Source organism: Pseudomonas canadensis, assembly GCF_030980095.1.
Classification (GTDB): Bacteria; Pseudomonadota; Gammaproteobacteria; order Pseudomonadales; family Pseudomonadaceae; genus Aquipseudomonas; species Aquipseudomonas canadensis.
Window position 1 is genome coordinate 450,709 of sequence record NZ_CP133298.1, and the last position, 19,059, is coordinate 469,767.

The 19,059-nt window shown below is 62.0% G+C and carries 19 protein-coding genes; 4 read left to right on the top strand and 15 right to left on the bottom strand.

Features of this window, described 5'->3' with window-relative positions; all coding sequences use genetic code 11:
* Window positions 1-8 precede the first annotated feature (8 nt).
* From RB216_RS02035 to RB216_RS02090, 12 genes are read right to left on the bottom strand one after another with little or no spacing between them, the layout of a single operon-like run.
* On the bottom strand, window positions 9-2,321 hold the full coding sequence (locus RB216_RS02035) for an MMPL family transporter (RefSeq protein WP_308908256.1): 2,313 nt from the start codon (window positions 2,319-2,321) through the stop codon (window positions 9-11).
* Window positions 2,311-2,994, bottom strand: a complete 684-nt coding sequence (locus RB216_RS02040; protein WP_308908257.1) for an outer membrane lipoprotein carrier protein LolA — start codon at window positions 2,992-2,994, stop codon at window positions 2,311-2,313. The genes RB216_RS02035 and RB216_RS02040 overlap by 11 nt, the downstream gene beginning before the upstream one ends.
* A complete protein-coding gene (locus RB216_RS02045; RefSeq protein ID WP_028615440.1) occupies window positions 2,991-3,416 on the bottom strand; it encodes an acyl-CoA thioesterase in 426 nt (141 codons plus the stop codon). Before RB216_RS02045 ends, RB216_RS02040 begins: the two co-directional genes overlap by 4 nt.
* On the bottom strand, window positions 3,409-4,950 hold the full coding sequence (locus tag RB216_RS02050; protein WP_308908258.1) for an HAL/PAL/TAL family ammonia-lyase: 1,542 nt from the start codon (window positions 4,948-4,950) through the stop codon (window positions 3,409-3,411). Before RB216_RS02050 ends, RB216_RS02045 begins: the two co-directional genes overlap by 8 nt.
* The gene (locus RB216_RS02055) at window positions 4,934-5,869 is read right to left on the bottom strand and encodes a lysophospholipid acyltransferase family protein (RefSeq protein WP_028615442.1); all 936 of its coding nucleotides are present in this window, start codon (window positions 5,867-5,869) and stop codon (window positions 4,934-4,936) included. The genes RB216_RS02050 and RB216_RS02055 overlap by 17 nt, the downstream gene beginning before the upstream one ends.
* The gene (locus RB216_RS02060; RefSeq protein WP_308908259.1) at window positions 5,866-6,600 is read right to left on the bottom strand and encodes a glycosyltransferase family 2 protein; all 735 of its coding nucleotides are present in this window, start codon (window positions 6,598-6,600) and stop codon (window positions 5,866-5,868) included. The genes RB216_RS02055 and RB216_RS02060 overlap by 4 nt, the downstream gene beginning before the upstream one ends.
* Window positions 6,593-8,263: an ApeI family dehydratase gene (locus tag RB216_RS02065; RefSeq protein WP_308908260.1), complete on the bottom strand. Its 1,671-nt coding sequence runs from the start codon at window positions 8,261-8,263 to the stop codon at window positions 6,593-6,595. Before RB216_RS02065 ends, RB216_RS02060 begins: the two co-directional genes overlap by 8 nt.
* A complete protein-coding gene (locus RB216_RS02070) occupies window positions 8,260-8,805 on the bottom strand; it encodes a COG4648 family protein (RefSeq protein ID WP_028615445.1) in 546 nt (181 codons plus the stop codon). The genes RB216_RS02065 and RB216_RS02070 overlap by 4 nt, the downstream gene beginning before the upstream one ends.
* Window positions 8,802-9,056, bottom strand: a complete 255-nt coding sequence (locus RB216_RS02075; RefSeq protein WP_016979215.1) for an acyl carrier protein — start codon at window positions 9,054-9,056, stop codon at window positions 8,802-8,804. Before RB216_RS02075 ends, RB216_RS02070 begins: the two co-directional genes overlap by 4 nt.
* 9 nt (window positions 9,057-9,065) lie before the next feature.
* The gene (locus RB216_RS02080) at window positions 9,066-9,335 is read right to left on the bottom strand and encodes a phosphopantetheine-binding protein (protein ID WP_014716603.1); all 270 of its coding nucleotides are present in this window, start codon (window positions 9,333-9,335) and stop codon (window positions 9,066-9,068) included.
* The gene (locus RB216_RS02085) at window positions 9,313-10,125 is read right to left on the bottom strand and encodes a lysophospholipid acyltransferase family protein (RefSeq protein ID WP_308908261.1); all 813 of its coding nucleotides are present in this window, start codon (window positions 10,123-10,125) and stop codon (window positions 9,313-9,315) included. The genes RB216_RS02080 and RB216_RS02085 overlap by 23 nt, the downstream gene beginning before the upstream one ends.
* Window positions 10,101-10,820 carry a beta-ketoacyl synthase chain length factor gene (locus RB216_RS02090; protein WP_028615447.1) on the bottom strand — a complete coding sequence of 240 codons (720 nt, stop codon included), beginning with the start codon at window positions 10,818-10,820 and terminating at the stop codon, window positions 10,101-10,103. The genes RB216_RS02085 and RB216_RS02090 overlap by 25 nt, the downstream gene beginning before the upstream one ends.
* Window positions 10,821-11,168: 348 nt before the next feature.
* On the opposite strand from RB216_RS02090, the gene RB216_RS02095 reads away from it, so the two are divergent.
* Both RB216_RS02095 and RB216_RS02100 read left to right on the top strand, forming a co-directional pair.
* On the top strand, window positions 11,169-11,939 hold the full coding sequence (locus RB216_RS02095; protein WP_028615448.1) for a ParA family protein: 771 nt from the start codon (window positions 11,169-11,171) through the stop codon (window positions 11,937-11,939).
* A 479-nt stretch (window positions 11,940-12,418) separates the two neighbouring features.
* The gene (locus RB216_RS02100) at window positions 12,419-12,634 is read left to right on the top strand and encodes a DUF6124 family protein (protein ID WP_028615449.1); all 216 of its coding nucleotides are present in this window, start codon (window positions 12,419-12,421) and stop codon (window positions 12,632-12,634) included.
* A gap of 91 nt (window positions 12,635-12,725) precedes the next feature.
* Here the strand turns inward: RB216_RS02100 and trxC are convergent, their stop codons facing one another.
* Complete coding sequence (trxC, locus tag RB216_RS02105) at window positions 12,726-13,160, bottom strand: thioredoxin TrxC (RefSeq protein ID WP_058423529.1); 435 nt, start codon at window positions 13,158-13,160, stop codon at window positions 12,726-12,728.
* Between the two features lie 236 nt (window positions 13,161-13,396).
* On the opposite strand from trxC, the gene RB216_RS02110 reads away from it, so the two are divergent.
* Both RB216_RS02110 and RB216_RS02115 read left to right on the top strand, forming a co-directional pair.
* On the top strand, window positions 13,397-13,684 hold the full coding sequence (locus RB216_RS02110) for a type II toxin-antitoxin system HigB family toxin (RefSeq protein ID WP_028615451.1): 288 nt from the start codon (window positions 13,397-13,399) through the stop codon (window positions 13,682-13,684).
* A gap of 8 nt (window positions 13,685-13,692) precedes the next feature.
* On the top strand, window positions 13,693-14,094 hold the full coding sequence (locus tag RB216_RS02115; protein WP_069078677.1) for a helix-turn-helix domain-containing protein: 402 nt from the start codon (window positions 13,693-13,695) through the stop codon (window positions 14,092-14,094).
* A gap of 40 nt (window positions 14,095-14,134) precedes the next feature.
* Here RB216_RS02115 and selO read toward each other — a convergent pair whose 3' ends face one another.
* A complete protein-coding gene (selO, locus tag RB216_RS02120; RefSeq protein WP_236317981.1) occupies window positions 14,135-15,598 on the bottom strand; it encodes a protein adenylyltransferase SelO in 1,464 nt (487 codons plus the stop codon).
* 48 nt (window positions 15,599-15,646) lie between these two features.
* Complete coding sequence (gene mscK, locus RB216_RS02125) at window positions 15,647-19,030, bottom strand: mechanosensitive channel MscK (protein WP_028615454.1); 3,384 nt, start codon at window positions 19,028-19,030, stop codon at window positions 15,647-15,649.
* Window positions 19,031-19,059 lie beyond the last annotated feature (29 nt).

Genomic DNA, 19,059 nt, shown 5'->3' on the forward strand with positions numbered 1-19,059 from the left:
AATCACATTCATAAGGCGTGCTTCTGTTGCCCGGCCCAGGGTGCCAGCATAAAGCTGAATGCCAGCCCCAGGCTGACCGATAAGCCGAAATTACTCACTGCCGGTGTACTGGACACCGCAAGCAGTCCAAACGACAGCCAGGTCGTCAACGCTGCCAACAAGGTGCCCAAGAGACTGACCGCAGGGCCGCCGATTTGCTCGCGCATCAGGATCGCGTAGTCGACGCTGATGGCCGTGACCAGTAGCAGGCCGAACAGACTGAACAGTGTCAGCGGCTGGCCCAGCCATCCAAGGCTGGCCAGGCTGCACAGGGCCGCCAGCAGCGGCAGCGCGACGATACGCAAGGCACCGCCGAAGCCGAACGGCAGGATCAGCAACAGTACGATCAACACGCAGGACATCAACTTCAGTTCAGCGGCGCTGATCTGTGTGTCGGCGAACACCCGGTTCAAGTCGGCCAGGCGGTCCACCAGTTGCACACCGGGTAAGTCCAGCGCCTGCACACGTAGCAAGGCGGGGTTGTTCAAGCCTTGCAGGCTGACCATGGCCGCCACGCCGCCATCGACCTTACCGAGCCACAGCGTGCGCCAAGGCTCGGCCATCGGGCCGGCCAGCGCAGCGTCGATATCTTGGGTAGGCAGCGCTTGCAGGTGCGCGACTTCGGCTTGCAGGGCGCTGGCGGGTACGCCGAGGTCGAGCAGCGGCTGCCAGTGTTGTGGCAGGTTGTTCAGCGCATCACGCAGTTGCTGTTGCTCGGCGGGCTGGCTGACCAGTTGATTGAGCGCCAGGTAGCCCTGGAGCTTGTCCATATTCACCAATTGATCCAGGCGCTGCGCCAACGCGCTCTGACGCTCTAGCAACTGTTGCTGGTTGTCCGCCCGCACCAGGAAGAACTGGCTGGTGGGCTGGAACCCGGTGATCCGCGCCACGGCCTGCGCTTCTTGCAGTAATTGTGGCGGCGCGCCGATCCATTGGCGGATATCGTTTTTGCTGTTCAGGTGCCACAGGCCACCGGCGCAAAACAGCAGCAGCAAGGCCAGCAGCACCGGGCTCGGCACGCGCTTGAGCAATGAGGCGCGTAGCAGCCACAGGCATTGCGCGATGCGCAGCGGCCATTGTGCCGGGCGCAACTCGACGCCCTTGAGCAGCGCCGGCAACAGGCACACGGCGGACAGGTAGGCGCCGACCAAGCCTGCGGCTGAGAAGATGGCGATTTGCGTCAACGCCGGGAACGGCGTCCAGGCCAGCGCCAAGTAACCGATACAGCTGGTCGCCAGGCTCAAGCTCAAGCCCGGCAAGGTGATGCGCAACGCCGGCCAACTGCGCCACGGGCTCATGCTCCAGCTTTTCGACAAGTAGTGCAGCGGGTAATCCACCGCCACGCCGATCAGGCTGGAACCCAGCACCAGCGTCATCACGTGCATATGGCCGAACAGTGCCACACAGGCCACCGCGCCAAACAGCATGCCCACCAGCACCGGTACAAAGGCCAGCAACACGCGCCAGCGGCGGAAGGCGAGCAACAGCAACAGCAGGATGCCGATGGTTGCGCCGCCGCCGACCCAGGTGATTTCGCGCGTGGCTTGCTGCTGACCATTGGCGGCGTAGAGCAAGCCGCTGGCGGCGAGTAGTTGCGCGCCGTGTTCGCTGGCTTGCGCGCGACTCGCCTGAAGCAGGTCCGCCACTTGCAGCGGCAGGTTCATGTCGAAGGCATTGCCGGTGGTGCGCGCACGCAGCAGCACCCAGCTCTTGCCGTCGGCATCGGCGATCAACGCGCCGCTGCCGATATCCAACTGCACCGAGCCGTGTTGCGGCTGGCTGTTCTGGATGCGCCCGGTGAGGCCCAGCCAGTCATCCTGGCTGGGCACCAGGCTGAAGCCGCTAAAGGGGTCGAACAGCGCTTGCACGCGCTGTTGGATAAACGCGTCGGGCTGTTCGATCAATTGCTCGCGGTCCTTGGCCGAGAGCATCGCCAGGCGCCCGCGCAGCAGTTGCTCGCGCAGTGCCGGCAAGTCGGCTTGCAGGTTCCACTGCACTTTTTCAAACAGCCCACTGGCCTGCCAGCGCTCGCCCAATTGTTGGGCGACTGCCACGGCTTGCTGGCGGTCGGCATGGCCCACCAGCACCAGCATCTCGCGGTTCAGCGGTTCCTGCATGCGCTGTTCGGCTTGCTGTTCCAGGGCGTCCGGCGTGTTGCCCGGTACCAGTTCCATCAGGTTGGCCGACAACGGCGCGCCATGGCGCCACTGCCAGCCGGCCAGGGCCAGCACGGCCACCAGCAGGATCAGGAACAGGCGCGGCAGCAGGCGCTCACTGGGCAAAGTCGTGTTGCTCCGCTTCGCTCAGGGGTTGGCCGGCGGTGCTGTCCTGCATGCGCAACACAGTGCTGTCGCCTTGGGTTTCCAACAGTTCGATGGTCTGCACCAAGTCACCGCCGTCGATGTTGATCTGGGTGAAAACCTGCTTGAGCAACAGTGAGCGCGGGATCAGCGTGAGCTTCCATTGCTTCGCCTCGCCTTGCAGTTGCAATTCGAAGTCACGCTGCAAGCCGCTGCTGTCGCCCTGGAGCACGGCGAGGAACAGGCGATTCTGCTCAGCGCCGGCGCTCTTGTTCGGCAGCAGTTGCCAACCATTGGCGTCACGCCGGGCGATACCGTGGGCGCTGATCCGGTAGTCCTGTTGCAGTGGGGTTTTCAGCAGCCACAGCAGGCCGTGGTCCTTGGCGAGGACGAAGGTGCCTTTGCTGACCAAGGGCTGGGGCAGGGCGCGCAGGTGTTTTTCCTGGGTGAAGCTGCCGTGGATCACTGAGGGTTTTGCAAGCTGGTCGCTCAGCTGCTGCAAGTCAAAAGCATGGGCACAGAAGCTCAGCAACAACCCGATCCCTGTAGGAGCGAGCTTGCTCGCGAAAAACCTGAGGGCGCTGCGCAGTGTCAGGCAGCCCGCGTTATCGTTGACGATTTTCGCCGGCAAGCCGGCTCCTACAGGGGGTCTCATTTCAGGGCCCTTTCGACGGCGTCGGTGAATACTTTGGGGGAGGCCAACTGCATCTCGCGGCTGGCGATTTCCACCGCCACCTGCACGGTGCTGGCGCGGGTCAGGCGCTCGCCGCTGGCGAGGTCAGTGATCAGGTAATTGACCTTCAAACGGTTCTCCCACTCCACCAGGCTGGCGCGCACGTTGAGGGTCTGGCCGAACACCGCGCCACGCACGTAGCGCAGCTGCATGTCGATCACCGGCCAGGCGTAGCCGGATTCGAGCATTGCCGTGTAGTTATGCCCGATCTTGTCCAGCAGCGCGCAGCGCGCCACTTCCAGGTACTTCACGTAATGCCCGTGCCACACCACGTTCATGGTGTCGACGTCAAAAAACGGCACGAGGATTTCAGTGTCGCAATGCAGCACGCCCTGGCTACGCATGCAGCCTCCAGTGTTGCTCGGCAATGCGTTGCAGGCAAAGGCGCAACTCGCCTTCGAGGGCGCGGTCTTCGATGACGGGTGGGAAGTCCTTGGCCAGATCGTCGTGCATCGCCGCCAATGCGGGTGGCAACGGTCGCGCATCCTCAGCCTGGGCCCGCAGCCAGACACCCTGATTGGCGGCGAGCAGCGTGGCGGCGGCGACCTGTTCGGTCAGCTCCAACACACGGATCGCATCGCGGGCGGCGATGGTGCCCATGCTCACTTTGTCCTGGTTGTGGCACTCGGTGGAGCGTGAGAACACGCTGGCCGGCATCGTATTTTTCAAGGCTTCGGCGGTCCAGGCGCTGGTGCCGATCTGCACGGCCTTGAAGCCGTGGTTGATCATGGCGCGATCAGCCGGCGCGCCGGACAGGTTGCTCGGCAGGCCGTGGTTGTAACGCACGTCCACCAGCAGCGCGAGCTGGCGGTCGAGCAGGTCGGCGACGTTGGCGACCAGGGTCTTGAGGCTGTCCATGGCGAAGGCGATATGCCCGCCGTAGAAATGCCCACCGTGCAGCACGCGCTCTTCTTCAGCGTCGATGATCGGGTTGTCGTTGGCGCTGTTCAGTTCGATCTCGATAAACGAACGCAGCCAGTTCAGGCTGTCAGCCAGCACGCCAAGGACGTGGGGAGCACAGCGCAGCGAGTAACGGTCTTGCAGGCGATGCAACGGCGCGGTCGGCGCGTCGATGGCCAGGTCCTTGCGCAGCCAGGCGGCGACTTGCATCTGCCCAGGGTGCGGCTTGGCGGCGAACAGGCGTTCGTCGAAGTGTTCCGGGTTGCCCTGCAGCGCCACCACGTTCAGCGCAGTGATGCGCGTGGCCAGTTGCAGCAGGTAGTCGGCGCGGGCGAAGGCCAGGCAGGCCAAGCCGGTCATCACGGCGGTGCCGTTCATCAGCGCCAGGGCTTCTTTCGGACGCAACACCAGCGGCTCCCAGCTCAGTTCGCGGTGCACGTCGGCCGCCTGGCGCCGTTCGCCACGGAACATCACTTCCCGTTCGCCGGACAGGGTCGCGGCCACGTAGGACAGCGGGGTCAGATCACCGCTGGCGCCCACCGAGCCTTCTTCCGGGATCAGCGGCAGCACATCGTGTTCAAGGAAGGCGTGCAGGCGTTCCAGCAACTCCACGCGCACCCCGGACACGCCATGGCACAGCGACTGCAATCGAGCCGCCAGCACCGCGCGGGTGGCCTGGGCGTCGAGCAACTTGCCCAAGCCGCAACCGTGGAAGGTGTACAGATGACGCGGCAGCGCTTCGACGTGCTGCAACGGCACCGCCACCACGCACGAGTCGCCGTAGCCGGTGGTCACGCCGTAGATCACGCCTTCCTTGTCCAGCAGCGAGTCGAGGAACTGCGCGCCCTTGGCAATGCGCTGGCGATACGCGGCGTCGCCCTGCAAGTGGGTCGGCGCCTGACGGTTGGCCAGGGCCAACACGTCTTCGATGCGCAAAGCGCGTTCGCCAAAGGTTACCGGCTCAAGATGCGTCGTCATCGGTCTTCCAGAAAGGGTAAAAGTTGAACCATTGTTGGGGCGCTTCCAGGCAGAACTGGCCCAGCCGTGCAGCGTAGCGCGCGGTCCACAGGGCTATGACCTGCTCGCGGGTGTTGCGCTTCCATTCGATCATTTCGGCGAAAGGCTCAATGCTCAGGCGATAGCGGCCTGTGTGCTTGAGGCACATCAGCAGGTTCACCGGGCATTTGAGCAGGCCGGCCAGCAGCCACGGGCCTTGGGGGAAGGCCGCGTCATGGCCGAGGAAATCCACGCGCACCGTGCGCCCGCCGTGCAGCGGCACGCGGTCGCCGGCAATGGCAAGCCATTCGCCGTCGTCCAGGCGCTGGCTGAGCAGCAACATGGTAGCCGGGTCCAACTCGCTGACCTGGATCAGACGCAAGTGGGTCGCCCCGGCTTCGCCCAGCAGGCGATTGAATTGCTCGGCGTGCTTGGTGTGCACCAGTACGTTCATGGTGACCTGCTCGCCAATCTCGGCGAGCGCGCGGCACACTTCCAGGTTGCCCAGGTGTGCGCCCACCAGCATCTGCCCGCGCTCGCCGCGCAGTTGCCCGCGCAATTGCGCCGGATCGTTGATCTCGATCTGCTCCAGGCGCAGCTTGCCGTTCCACACGTCGAGCTTGTCGAGCAGCGAGTCGGCAAACGCCATGAACTGGCCGAAGACTTTCCACTGGCTGGGGCGCAGTTCGTCGCGCCCGCTCCAGTCGGCCAGGCGCTGCTGGTACTGCCAGGCGCTCTGGCGCGCGGTGCGGCCGAACAGGAAGAAGTACAACACGATGCCGTACAGCAGCGGGCTCAGCAGCCGACGGCCAAGGACCTTGGCGGCGAATGCCGTGAGCTTCATCAGCCAATAGCTGCCGCGCTCCTCGCGGTCGGCCCAGTGCTTGGTGCTGTCACTCATGCCTGCCACCGTCGCCACAGGATCATCGGCGCGCGCACCAACATGCCGAAGAACAACCGGGTGTGCATGGCGGAGATGCGTACGTTGTCGCGGAACAGCCGGAAGTGCGACAGGCCGTCAGCCGGGTAATGCACCTGGGTTGGCAGCCAGCGCATCGGCTGGTTGCGCCAAGCCAGGCGCACCAGGATGTCGGAGTCGAAATCCATGCGTGTGCCGATGTAGGCCGAGTCCATCAGTGCTAGCACCGGGGGCAGCGGGTATACGCGAAAGCCGCACATGGAGTCGCGGATCTGCAGCGACAAGGTGTTGATCCATACCCACACGTGGGTCAGGTAGCGCGCGTACAGGCGGCCTTTGGGCACGCTGTCGTCGTATTCGGGGTAGCCGCAGATAACGGCATCGGGATGCCGGCGTGAGGTGTCGAGGAAGGTCTCGACTTCGCGCAGGTCATGTTGGCCGTCGGCGTCGACTTGCAAGGCATGGCTGAAGCCCTGGCGTGCAGCTTCGCGGAAACCGGCCATGACGGCACCGCCCTTGCCCTTATTGCTGGGCAAGGTCAGCAGGGTGACGTTATCCAGCGTCGCCAATTGCGCCAGTACGGCCGCGCAGGCGGGGCTGCTGCCGTCGTCGACCAGCAGGCAGGGCAGGCCGCTGTCCAGTAGGCTGCGGACCACGGCCGGTACGGCGGCTTCGTGGTTGTAGACCGGGATCAGGGCGCAGGGGTTATGCATGCGCGGGCTCCAGTTGAATCCGGCCACTGGAACACGCCGCAACGCCATTGCGGTAGGCGAAGTACAACTTGCCGCGTTGCGCATCAAAGCGCAGGTGCAGTTCGATCGCATCGCCAGGGCGCACCAATTGCTGGAACTTGAGCACTTCCATGCCAGCAAAGGTCGGCGGCAGATCGAGCAGTTGCTGGCCCAGTTTGAAGGCCCATTCCACCTGTACCACCCCCGGCAGCACCGGCGTGACCGGGAAGTGTCCGCTGAAATAGGCCAGGTCTGGCGGCACGCTCAGTTGCAAGGTCCATTCGCCGTCGGCTTCAACCTGCTCCAGCACTTCCGGCGCCTTCGGGCGGGCCGCCAGCAGCAGCGCCTCGATATCGGCCTGGGGCAGTTTGCCTTGGCTGTTCAGGGGCAACTGTCTCAACAACCGCCAGCGGCGCGGCAACGCCAGGGCTTCGCAATGTTGGCTCAGATGCTGGCGCAGGGTCTGGGTGAGCGTGCGTCGTCCCTGATTGCGCAAGGCATGCAGCCCCTCGACGCTCAGCACCACCAGCGCGCCGAGTGACGCGCGGTTTTCCTGCACCACGCCCAGGCGGGTTTCCGCGACCCAGGGGTGGTCCATCAATGCGTGTTCCAGCATGGGCAGTGAGATGCGTTTTTCTTCCAGCTTGACGATGCGATCCAGGCGGCCGAGCAACTCGAAACGGCCATCGGCATGGATGCGTGCCGCGTCGGCGGTTTGCTCGACATGCCCCTCAGGCAGGTAAGGCGAGGCGATGCGCAGGGCGCCGTCGGCGTCCTGGCTCAGTTGCACGTCGGCAAACGGCTGCCACGGCTGCGCACCCTGGCGCCAGGCAATGCCACCGGTTTCCGAGCTGCCGAGGATCTCGGTCGGCCATTGTTGCAAGCGGTCGTACAGGCTGCCGGCGGCTTCTACGGGCAGCGCGCCGCCGGATGAAAATACCCGCGACACCTGGCTCAGCGTCGGCCAGTCAAGGTTGTCGCCCATGCGCTTGAGCAGCGCCGGGCTGGCGACCCAGGCAAAGTGCGCGTGCTCGCGGCTGGCGCGCTGCATGTCTTCAGGGAAGGCCAGTTGCTTGCGCACAAAGGTGCGGCCGGCGCACAGCGGCCACAGCACGCGGAACAACAAGCCGTAGATATGCTGGGTTGCGACGCTGCCGATGATGCAGGCGTCCTTGAGGCTAGGGCCCCACAGGGTTTCCAGGGCCTCGACTTCGTTGGCCAGTTGGCGCAGGTTTTTGTCGATGCGCTTGGGTTCGCCGCTGGAGCCGGAGGTGCACAGGCTCAGTTGGCAAGCGTCCAGATCGAATGCCGCAGCGCTCAGTGGCGCCTGGTACAACGCGTCCAGGTCTGTCGTTTCGGTCAGCCAGGCATCGACGGCCTCATCCCAGCGTTGGCGGGTCTGAGGTTGCAAGTCGGCGGGCAGCAGCACGCTGACTCCGGCCCGCCACGCGCCCAGCAGGGCAATCGCCAGCAGGCCGGCGTCTTCCAGGTACACGGCCAGGCGCTGGATACCGCGCGCTTGCAGGCCTGCGGCCAGGCTCAGGGAATGCTCCCATAATTGGGCATGATTCATTGCAGGTTCGGTGGTGACCGGACGCTGTTCCAGCGGCTCAAGCAGCAAGTGCTCAAGTTTCAACCCATTCATACGCGGCCTCGAACCCTTTGTCGTACCAGCCATTCCACGGCAAACAACAGCCCCATCAGCCCGTAGGCGATCAGGCCGTTGTACAACGTCCACCAGCTCAGCGGCGCCCACAGGGTGAGGGCGGCGGCGAGCAGGCCATTACACAGAAAAAACACGCTCCACACCACGGTGACCTGGCGGGTATACACGATGGCATGCGGGGGCAGCACCGGGTCGGTCATGCGCGCCAGGCGCTCGACCATCGGCGGGCCGTATTTGAGACTCAAGCCGAACAACGCCAACATGAACCCACTGACCAGGCTCGGGTACCAGCGCAGCAAGTGCGGGTTATCGAACCAGGCCAGCAGCAGGCAAAACAAGATCACCGCCAGCGCCATCCAGCGGCTGCCGGGGCGTCGCGCACCGGTCAGTGCACGCAATAGCCACAGGCTGCCCAGCAGCAGGCCGAATTGCCACGGGGCGAAGTGTTCGGTGCCGTAATACACCGCAAAGGGGTACAGCAGCCCCGCCAACAACAGGCCAAGGCCGATCAGCCGGCTCATGCGGCAGGCGTGACCAGACGGTACACCGCCTCAACCACGTCGTTCACGGTGCGCACGGCCTTGAACTCTTCGGCGGCGATCTTCTTGCCGGTCTGGCGCTTGATATGGTCGATCAAGTCGACGGCATCGATGCTGTCGATTTCCAGGTCCTGGTACAGGTTGGCGTCAAGGGTGACGCGTTCCGGCGGCAGTTCAAACAGTTCCACCAAGGCGTCGCGCAGGGTGTTGAAAATATCGTCACGAGTTTGCATGGTCCGGTCTCAAGCTGCCTGTCTGGCCGTGACGAACGCCGCAAGGCTGGCCACGTTGGTGAAGTGATTGCGGGTGTCCTTGGCGTCGGCATCGATCTTGATGCCGTACTTTTTCTGGATCGCCAGGCCCAGTTCCAGGGCGTCTACCGAATCCAGGCCGAGGCCTTCGCCGAACAGGGTTTGCTCGCTGCCGATGTCGTCGACGCTGATGTCTTCCAGGCCCAGGGCCTCGATGATCAGCGTCTTTATGTCGTGCTCAAGGCGGTGTTGGTCGCTCATCTTCGGCGAGCTCCTTAATAAAATAGTGATGCAGGTAATCGTTGAGCTTGCGTGAGGCCTGGGGCGCGGGGCCCAGTGTTGCGAACGCCTGTGGTTCTATATCGGCACCCACGCGCAAACTGAAGTGCACGCGGCATTTTGGGATGCGATACCAGGGTTCGGCCTTGGTCAGCGTGGTGGGGCTGACCTTGATCACCACGGGGGTGATGATTGTCGCACCGCGCAGCGCAATGGCGGCGGCGCCGCGATGAAAGGCAGGCGCCGCGCCGGGTGTGGTGCGGGTTCCTTCGGGAAAGATGATCAGGGTCTGGCCGCTGCGCAGGGCATCCGCCGCCGCATCGAGCATCTCGGCACTGCCGTCGTTGCTGATATAGCCCGCGTCGCGCACCGGCCCACGGGTGAAGGGGTTCTGCCACAGGCTCTGCTTGACCACGCAGTTGGCCTGGCGCACCAGGCCGATCAGGAACACCACGTCGATCAAGGACGGGTGGTTGGCGATGATCATCTGGCCAGGGCGGCCGAGTTTTTCCGCGCCTTCGACACTGTAGGTGAGCACGCCGGCGCGCTGCATCAGGCGAATAAAGAACCAGAACAGCCAACTGATCGTGTGACGGGCGCGGCTGCGGTGTTTTGCAGCGTCCCCTGGCAGACAACTGAGCAGCGGGAACACCAGTAAACGCAGGCACAGCCCACCGAAGCCGAACAGCGCGAAGCTGGCGGCGGTGGCGAACAGGCGCCAATAGTAGGCGTCCCGTGGTTTCTCGTTCAGGGCTTGCGTTGCCAGTTCCATACACGGTTCTTCCAGGCATGTTGGCAGGCGACCTGTTCGGTGAGCAGGGTGCGCAGCAGGTTCAGGGCGTGGGGCCACTGGGTTTGAGTGGGTTGGACAGTGCCGGTACCGAGTTCCAGTTGCCACTCGTCGCCCGGTGTCAGCAACAGGCCGAGGGCGTAGGGGAACGGCACGTCGTGGATCCAGCTGGCGTAGGCTTCGGGCGGCTGTTCTTCAGTGATCACCAGCAATACGGCCGGGGCACCTTCGTTGAGCAGCGCGGCGGCTTCGAGCATGCCATGTTCCAAACCGTCGCCCGCGGCGGCGAGGGCAGTCATTTCGCTGGTTTCATTGCGCAGGATCGACCACAGGCCAATTACCGCGTTATGCACCGACAGGCTGAACTGGGTGGGCGACAGTGGCTGGTCGTTGGCCAGGTCGCTGAGGATGTCGAGGGTGCGCGGGGTCTCGCCATGCCGGGAGATAAACACCAGCGGCAGGTCCTGCAAACCCTCGGCCAGTGGCCAGCCCACGCTGAACGCCATGCGTGCCAGGCGGTTCAGGCGGCGGCGTTGCATGGCCGGCAGGAATGACACATCGGGACAGGCTTCGCTGGCAGGCAGCAACATCGGGGCCAGGCACCAGGCGCGCCAGTCGTCCACGCTATCGAGCCCAGGGGCCCAGGCGCGCCATTGGGCGATGTTGAAATTGATCACTGAGAAGTTATCCCGCCCCTGCGGGCTTCCATGTGCGACTTTTGGCCCCGAATACCGGGACAGGGAACAATAGTCGAATGGCGCGCATTATCCCGGTGCCGTGGGGTTCTAGCAAACTTTGGTAAAAATTTGTGCACGGTTGATTACAAAATAGTGGAAAGGATTTACAGATTGTCCTTTACCAGAGGACTGATTGGATTGTCGGACCGTTCTTTTTAATCTGTCGGCTGCGTATTAAAGACAGGTCACCAATCGCCCGTGATGCAGCAGTGCATGGATGAACGAGGTAGCTAACAGGCGCTTTTGCCCTCTACACTCGGATATTCATTGATACACGGAGGTTTTTCCATGCGGCGTGTGGTGTTCAATCAGAAAGGCGGCGTTGGCAAGTCCAGCATTGCCTGCAACCTGGCGGCAGTCAGCGCCAGCGAAGGTTATCGAACCCTGTTGGTGGACCTCGATGCACAAGCCAACTCAACCCAGTACCTCACGGGGCTGACCGGCGACGATATCCCCATGGGTATCGCGGATTTTTTCAAGCAAACCCTGTCTTCCGGGCCATTTTCCAAGAAGAACAAGGTAGATATCTACGAAACCCCGTTCGACAACCTGCACGTCATCACCGCGACCCCGGAGTTGGCCGACCTGCAGCCCAAGCTTGAGGCCAAGCACAAGATCAACAAGCTGAGAAAGCTGCTGGATGATCTGAGCGAGGATTACGACCGGATCTACCTGGATACACCGCCAGCCCTGAATTTTTATGCGGTTTCGGCGCTAATTGCCGCTGATCGTGTGCTGATCCCCTTTGATTGCGACAGCTTCTCGCGCCAGGCCCTGTATGGTCTGCTGGCGGAAATCGAAGAATTGAAGGAGGACCACAACGAAGGCCTTGAAGTGGAAGGCATCGTGGTCAACCAGTTCCAGGCCCGGGCGAGCCTGCCGCAGCAGATGCTGGATGAGTTGATTGCTGAGGGCCTGCCGGTGTTGCCGGTGTACCTGGCCAGTTCCGTACGCATGCGTGAATCGCACCAGGAGAGCAAGCCGCTGATCCACCTGGACCCACGGCATAAGCTCACACAGCAATTTGTGGAGCTGCATAACCTGCTGGAAAACGCGTGATCTGAAAGGCAGCGCGGATCTGAGTTTGAAATGCGATCAGTGTGGGAGCTGGCTTGCCTGCGATCGCATCGCCTCGGTGTATCAGGCAGACCGAGTCGCCTGCATCGCAGGCAAGCCAGCTCCCACACTTGGTTCTGCATTCCAGCCGCTGGATTTGTCCCACAGAGGCTGTAGGACGGGTCTGGCAATGGGGTTATGCCTTGTAACGATGCCTACAGGTAAGCCAGAATCGCCCGGCTTGTGCGTCTGGATGGGCTTCTCTTAAGGTTCTCGGGCCGCTGAATTCTCAGTGGTCGGGTTTAGTAGCCCGTGTTGAGACGTACAGCAAAATCGTCGATCAGGACCTTCCTGAATTTGATGGTGGCTGTACGGAGGGCGCTCTTGAGCGCGCCGGTTGCGTCTCCCGGTCTACTAACCTGCGTACAGCTGCCACCCCCGTTTAGTAGCGGTCGGTTGCGGCTCCTGCTCGGAGACGATCCATGGTTAACCTTTATACCGTCACCCCCAACCTCCCCACCGAAACCCTGGTCCTCAACAGCTACGAAACCTTCTCATCCGTTCGCACCCTGTTGCTCAACCTGTCCAACGATCTCACCGGCGAACACCGCGACGTAGCCCTGGCAATCCACCAATTAAGCGAACTGGGCGTATTGCTGGTCGGCCAGATGATGGACCGCGAAACACCCGTGGCCTAACGCTGGAATGCCTCACTGTAGGAGCCGGCTTGCCGGCGATGGCGCCCTCAAGAACGCCATCGCCGGCAAGCCGGCTCCTACAGGTCGGGTGTCAAATGCCCTGGCTGCGTAACCACGCCATCAACTGCGGCAACGGAAACGCCCCACTCTGGCGCGCCACTTCGCGACCGTTCTTGAACAGAATCAAACTGGGAATCGAGCGAATCCCCAACTGCGCCGACAACTGCTGATTGGCCTCGCTGTCCAGCTTGGCCAGCCGGCACTTGCCCGCCAACTGCCCGGCCGCCTGCTCGAACACCGGCGCAAACGATTTACACGGTCCACACCAGTCGGCCCATACATCCACCAGCAACGGCAGGTCGCCTTTGATCTGGCTGGCGTAGTCGCCTTGTTTCAGCTCAAACGGCTTCTTCAACAAAACCGGCTGCTTGCAGCGCCCGCACTTTGGCGCATCACCCAGGCGTTCACCAGGGATGCGGTTGAGCCCGTTGCAGTGGGGGCAGGGGATTACAAGAGGTTCGGACATGGTGGGGCTCCAACGAAAGCAGTCAGTGGAGCTCAATGTGGAGTCGGGCGCAGGTGTTATCAAGTTCTAAGCGACGTTGCATATGCTCACAGATTTTTGCGCGCCGATTACGCGTGCCTATCTAGGCTGTGAAAGCGTGTTCGACAAGGCACCACCGGTCCGATCGGTTCTATAGCAAATTGCGATAGTCAGCGTTCGGGTTTAACCTTCATAGCAAGATGCGATAGGGATGTTGCATGCGAGTGATCAGTGCGAAGCAAATACGAAATGCCAAGGAAAAATGGCCTCACTCAGCGAGTGCTCTGGATGAGTGGCATCGTAAGGTCAAAGTCATCAGCCCTGAAGATTTTGCGACGTTGAGAGCAGTTTTCCCTGCTGTGGATAAAGTTGGGGCACTGCATGTGTTCAATATTGGAGGTAACAAGCTCCGCCTTGTTGCCATCGTGCGCTATCGAATGCAGCGCCTCTATATCCGGCATATTTTGGACCATCGTGAATACGACAAGGGTAAATGGAAGGAGTAATGGGAAAAATGAGTGTATTGATCGAGCAGGTTGCCGAGCATTGGCAGTTCGTGTCCCCCTTGTTGCGTAAGCCGAAAACCGAGGCTGATTACGATCTGTTGGTAGAGGCGCTCGACGAATTGCTGGATATCGTGGGGGAAGATGAAACCCATCCGCTGATGGGGCTGGTCGATATCATCGGTGACTGGGTTGAGGCCTACGACTTAGAGCATTGGCCTATACCTGAGGCGAGCGGAGTTGATGTACTGCGGTCAATGATGCAGGAGCATGGTTTGACGCAAAGTGATCTGCCTGGCGTAGGCGCTCAATCGGTTGTCTCAGAAATCCTGAGTGGAAAACGCCAGCTGAACGTTCGGCAGATTCGTTGGCTGGCGGAGTTCTTCAAGGTGCCGGTGGACATGTTCATCTGATCATGACCAAGACGGTGGGCGATCTTCTGGATACGCCTCCTTAAGACGAACAACTAATCTCCAAATGCTTCCCCCAATCCGGCGGCCGCTGTGCGTATTGCTCCATCCCCGCTTGCTCCTCAAACGGCTTGGAAAGCACCTCATGCAGCCGTCGCACCTCGCTGTAATCCCCGGACTCGGCGGCAGCGATGGCATTCTGCGCAAGATAGTTGCGCAAGATGTACAGCGGGTTCACCGCGTGCATCCGTGCACGGCGCTGTTCCTCGCCGTAGTCACCATCCCGTGCAACACGCGCCTTGTACTGCTCGGCCCAGGCATCAAACCCGGCCAGGTCGACGAAGTCATCGCGCAGCCGCGTCACCGCCAACGCCGCCGACTCATCCCCCAGGCGGCGGAAGAACAGGGTGTAATCCACGCCGCTGTTCTGCATCAGCTTCAACAACCGCTCGACCAGATGCTGGTCATCGTCTTCGGCGGTGGTGAGTCCCAGGCGGCGGCGCATCAGATCCAGGTAGTTCGCCTGATACAGCGGCAGGTACAGCCCAAGGGCTTCTTTCAAGGCGTCGACGCTGATAAACGGCGTCAGTGCTTGCGCCAATGCACTCAAGTTCCACTGCCCAATCGGCACCTGATTGCTGAAGGAATAGCGTCCTTCATGGTCCGAGTGGTTGCAGATGAAGTGCGCGTCAAAGTCATCCAGAAACGCAAACGGCCCGAAGTCGAAAGTGATGCCGAGGATCGACATGTTGTCGGTGTTCATCACGCCATGGCAGAAGCCATAAGCCTGCCACTTAGCGATCAATTCGGCGTTGCGCTCGACGATTTCGCGGAACATCGCCAGGTACGGCTCGGGTTGTTCGCGGCACTCGGGGTAGTGCAGGTTCAGTACATGCTCGGCCAACAGCGCCTGCTGCTCGGGCTTCTTGGTGTAGTAGAAATATTCGAAATGGCCGAAGCGGATATGGCTGTGCGCCATGCGCAATACCATCGCGCCACGCTCCTGTTTCTCACGCCACACGGGGGTGTCGGAGCCGATCACGCACAGTGCGCGGCTGCTGGGGATGCCCAGCGCGTGCAGGGCTTCGGAGGCCAGAAACTCACGGATCGACGAGCGCAACACGGCACGCCCATCGCCCATGCGTGAGTAAGGTGTCATCCCGGCGCCCTTGAGGTGCAGGTCCCAGTGCTCGCCGGCTTCGTTGTACACCTCACCCAGTAACAACCCACGGCCGTCACCCAGCTGCGGGGTGTAGCCGCCGAACTGATGCCCGGAATAGACCATCGCCCGCGGTTCTGCCTCGGCCCACAGTTTGTGGCCGCCAAACAATTCGGCAAATACCGGCGTTTGGGCAACAGCGGGGTCAAGGTCGAGCAGGGCCATCGCGGCCTCGCTCGCTACGACCAGGCGCGGTGCGTCGAGGGGCTCAGGCAGTACGTGGGTCGAGAACGCGTCGCCCAGGCGTGCGAAGCGGTTGTCGAAGGTCAGTTCGTCGAGGGCTTTCACCGGCCATCTCCAGCAGAATGTCCGAGCATTCTGCTGGGGATAGCGGAGTTAGTCGAGCTTGCTCGGCGGCGGTTCCGGCGCATCGTCGACTTTGCCGGGTGGCGGCTCGGGGGCGTCTTGCTCTGTCTCAGGCCCTGCGATGGTCTTGCGGTCATCCTCAACCGGCACCAATTTGTATTCCTGACCGTGCATATTCTTCAGGTACACCTCCATCTGCCGGAACGAGATGTTGATGTGCTGTTTCTTGAACTCACGGTTGATGTAGCGGTTGACCTCGTCCAGCACCGGGTTACGGTCACCCAGGTCGCGCACATGCATGCGCAGTTCGTGGTCGAGCGTGCTTTCGCCGAAATTGAGGAAGTAAACATGGGGTTCTGGCTCTTTCAGGACCCGTGGGTTTTCCCTGGCAGCCTTGAGTAACAGTTCCTTCACCAGGTCCAGATCCGAGCCGTAGTCCACGCCCAGTTTCAGGGTGACGCGGGTGATGGTATCGGTCAGCGACCAGTTGATCAGTTGCCCAGTGATGAAGGTTTTGTTCGGGACAATGATGTCCTTGCGGTCAAAGTCAGTGATCGTGGTGGCGCGGATGCGGATCTTGCTCACCGTGCCCGACAGGTTGCCGATGGTGATGGTGTCGCCGATGCGCACCGGGCGTTCGAACAGGATCATGATGCCGGAGATGAAGTTCGCGAAGATCTCCTGCATACCAAAGCCCAAGCCCACCGACAGCGCCGCCACCAGCCATTGCAACTTGTCCCAGCTCACGCCGAGGGTGGACAAGGTGGAGACGAAACCGACGCCGGCAATCACATACGACAGCAACGTGGTGGTCGCATAGGCGCTGCCCTGGGCCAGGTCCAGCTTGGACAGCACCAGCACCTCGAGCAGGCCGGGCAGGTTGCGCGCCAGGGCGAAGGTGATGCCGATGATGATCAGCGCGCCGAGCAAGTCGCCGATGCTGATCGGCACCATGCTGATATTGGCACCCGTACCGCTGGTGTATTCGTACAACGTGACGTTATCCAGATACGAAAACACCGAGATCAGGTCAGACCATACCCAGTACAGCGCCGCGATAAAGCCGCCGAGCAAGGCCAGGCGAATCAGTCGCATGGACTGTTCGTTAACCTGTTCGATGTCCAGGGTCGGTTCTTCGATCACTGCTTCGCCGTCGCCGGCTTCCTTGGCGGCCTGGCGTTTGGCCAGGGCACGCGCATAGGCCAGTCGCCGGGCGGCAACGCCCAGGCCGCGGACGAAGGTGGCTTCGATCACCAGCCAGAACATCAGCAGGTAAAGGGTGTTGATCAGGCGGTCGCTGAGCTTGAGCGCGGTGTAGTAGTAGCCAAAGCACACGGCGATAAACAGCGCGACCGGCAGCGCGGTAAACATCAGGCCCACGGCCTTGCGGAACAGTGAGGCCTTTTCATGGGTCGGGCTGTTGAGCAACAGGCGGCCGAGCAGCCAGGCCATCAGCGCGTAGCAGGTGAGTACCACGCCGATGCCCAGCACATCGTCGGCCAGCGCCGCCGGTTGGTGTTCAGCGATGGCCACCACGGCCACCAGCGCGAGTACCACCAGCCCGAGTTTGCGCACCCAACCTTGCAGGAATTCGACCTGGGGCTTTTCCCAGCGAAAGTGCAGTTCCGCCACGCCACCCGGCGCCAGGATGCGATAAGCGGTATAGAACACCAGCCAGGCCTGGGCGATTTGCAGCAGGGCCGAACCGAGGTTGGCGTTCTGCCCACGGGCGTCGATTTGCAGCGCGTAGCCGCACAGCGCCAAGCCTAAGGAAACCGGCATTGCGAGCAGAATATTGATCAGGATGGCCTGGGGCGTGTGCCACTGGCTGTCGCGCTTGAAGTGGCCAATATCCAGATGCACCTTGTTCAGGCGCTGGTACAGGTTTTTACGGCGCCATAGCAGCGCGCCAATCAACAGCAGCAGCGGCAGGAACAGCAGCGGGCGCTGGGTCAGGCCGTCGTACAGTTCGCTGACGCTGGAGGCCCAGGGCAAGGTGGCGACTTGCTTGCTCAGGTGCGCCGGTACCGTTTCCAGCCATTCGGTGTCCAGCGGCTTGTTGCTGGGGATCCAGAACATCTGCTCATCCAGCGTCGCGCGCAGGGTGGTGGCGGTGCTGAGCAGTTGTTTCTGGTTCAGTTGCAGGGTGATGGATTCATTGAGCAGCGCGCTCAGCTCACGGCTCAGGCGCTCCAGCAGGTCGCTGCGGGTGATCGCCAGTTCCAGCAGGGTGCGGCGCAGTTGGGGGGTGATGTCTTCCGGCGCTTGGTTGGCCAGCAAGTTATCCACATAGGCACTTGGCGAACTGATCAGTTCGCGTTGCTGGTTGACCTCGAATTGGTACAGGCGAATGTTGGCGATGTCGTCCGCCAGGTCGCGGTCCACGGTCAGGCGTGGCAAGGCTTGTTTCTGTTTGTAGAGGATCTTGGACAGCAACAGGCTGCCCTTGAGCACGTTGATCTGCTCGTCCAGGGCCGAGTCGCTCTGGGTCACCGTGTCGAGTTGCTGCTTGGTTTTCAGGTTCTTCTGGGTCAGATCGTTGAGGCGGTCGGTGCTTTTGAGCAGGTAGTCGGACAACTTCAGGTTGGCCGCGCTTTCCGTGGCCAGCAGGCTACTGCCGCCGGCCTTTTGCGCTTCGATGGACTGCTGGGTCACCGTTTGTTGGGACTGGGCCAGGCGTTTCTGGTTGATCAGGGTTTGCAGGTCCTGGATCTCTTGTTCCAGGCGCGCGGTTTTTTCCATCACCAGGTCGTGTTGGCTGTTGCCCAGGTCTTGCAGTTGACTGTTGCCGGCCAGTTCCTGGCGACGCAGCGGGATCAGTGCGTTGAGGGCGGCCAGTTCGGCATTGAGCTGGTTGCGCTGGTCGCCGCTGAGGGTCTTGCCGTTGTCCTTGCCGGCCTTGAGGATCGAGTTGATCTGCAGGATGCGCGTCTGGCTGCTGCTGATTTCGGTCTGGGCGCGCTCGGGGCGGGTTTGCGCGGCGATGGACAGGCTGTTGGCGTCAGCCAGTTCTTTTTGCAGGTCGCCTTGCTGGGTGGTGCGCTGCACCAGCAGTTGCTCAAGCTGCGGCACCGGCAGGGTGGCGTAGCGCTGGGCGACCGGGATGATTTTGGTGGCCTTGAGCCGGGTCAGTTCGCGCTGGTTGTCGGCGGTCTCGCGCGGCGCGTCTTCCAGCTGGCGCTTGAGGTCGACCAGGCGCTGCTCGTAATCCTGCTTGTTGCCCAGGTACGTCAAGGTCTGCTGCAGGATGCCCTGCAGGGCCTTCATGTCGGCGTCGGGCAACTTGCGGTCGGGCAGCTTGTCCAGGGTTTGCTGGATGGCGTCGGCGCTGGGCGGGTCGGCCGCGTGAACGGTGCCGACACAAAGGGTCAGGCCCAGCAGGGCAGTGGCGAGGAACGTGCGCAGGGTAGGCATAGAGACCGGTCTTGCAAGGTGAAGAATCG

Bases quoted from the DNA above. Each gene is read 5' to 3' on its own strand.
- RB216_RS02040 (WP_308908257.1), bottom strand. From the start codon at position 2,994: ATGAGACCCCCTGTAGGAGCCGGCTTGCCGGCGAAAATCGTCAACGAT.
- RB216_RS02045 (WP_028615440.1), bottom strand. From the start codon at position 3,416: ATGCGTAGCCAGGGCGTGCTGCATTGCGACACTGAAATCCTCGTGCCG.
- RB216_RS02050 (WP_308908258.1), bottom strand. From the start codon at position 4,950: ATGACGACGCATCTTGAGCCGGTAACCTTTGGCGAACGCGCTTTGCGC.
- RB216_RS02055 (WP_028615442.1), bottom strand. From the start codon at position 5,869: ATGAGTGACAGCACCAAGCACTGGGCCGACCGCGAGGAGCGCGGCAGC.
- RB216_RS02060 (WP_308908259.1), bottom strand. From the start codon at position 6,600: ATGCATAACCCCTGCGCCCTGATCCCGGTCTACAACCACGAAGCCGCC.
- RB216_RS02065 (WP_308908260.1), bottom strand. From the start codon at position 8,263: ATGAATGGGTTGAAACTTGAGCACTTGCTGCTTGAGCCGCTGGAACAG.
- RB216_RS02070 (WP_028615445.1), bottom strand. From the start codon at position 8,805: ATGAGCCGGCTGATCGGCCTTGGCCTGTTGTTGGCGGGGCTGCTGTAC.
- RB216_RS02075 (WP_016979215.1), bottom strand. From the start codon at position 9,056: ATGCAAACTCGTGACGATATTTTCAACACCCTGCGCGACGCCTTGGTG.
- RB216_RS02080 (WP_014716603.1), bottom strand. From the start codon at position 9,335: ATGAGCGACCAACACCGCCTTGAGCACGACATAAAGACGCTGATCATC.
- RB216_RS02085 (WP_308908261.1), bottom strand. From the start codon at position 10,125: ATGGAACTGGCAACGCAAGCCCTGAACGAGAAACCACGGGACGCCTAC.
- RB216_RS02095 (WP_028615448.1), top strand. From the start codon at position 11,169: ATGCGGCGTGTGGTGTTCAATCAGAAAGGCGGCGTTGGCAAGTCCAGC.
- RB216_RS02100 (WP_028615449.1), top strand. From the start codon at position 12,419: ATGGTTAACCTTTATACCGTCACCCCCAACCTCCCCACCGAAACCCTG.
- trxC (WP_058423529.1), bottom strand. From the start codon at position 13,160: ATGTCCGAACCTCTTGTAATCCCCTGCCCCCACTGCAACGGGCTCAAC.
- RB216_RS02110 (WP_028615451.1), top strand. From the start codon at position 13,397: ATGCGAGTGATCAGTGCGAAGCAAATACGAAATGCCAAGGAAAAATGG.
- RB216_RS02115 (WP_069078677.1), top strand. From the start codon at position 13,693: ATGAGTGTATTGATCGAGCAGGTTGCCGAGCATTGGCAGTTCGTGTCC.
- mscK (WP_028615454.1), bottom strand. From the start codon at position 19,030: ATGCCTACCCTGCGCACGTTCCTCGCCACTGCCCTGCTGGGCCTGACC.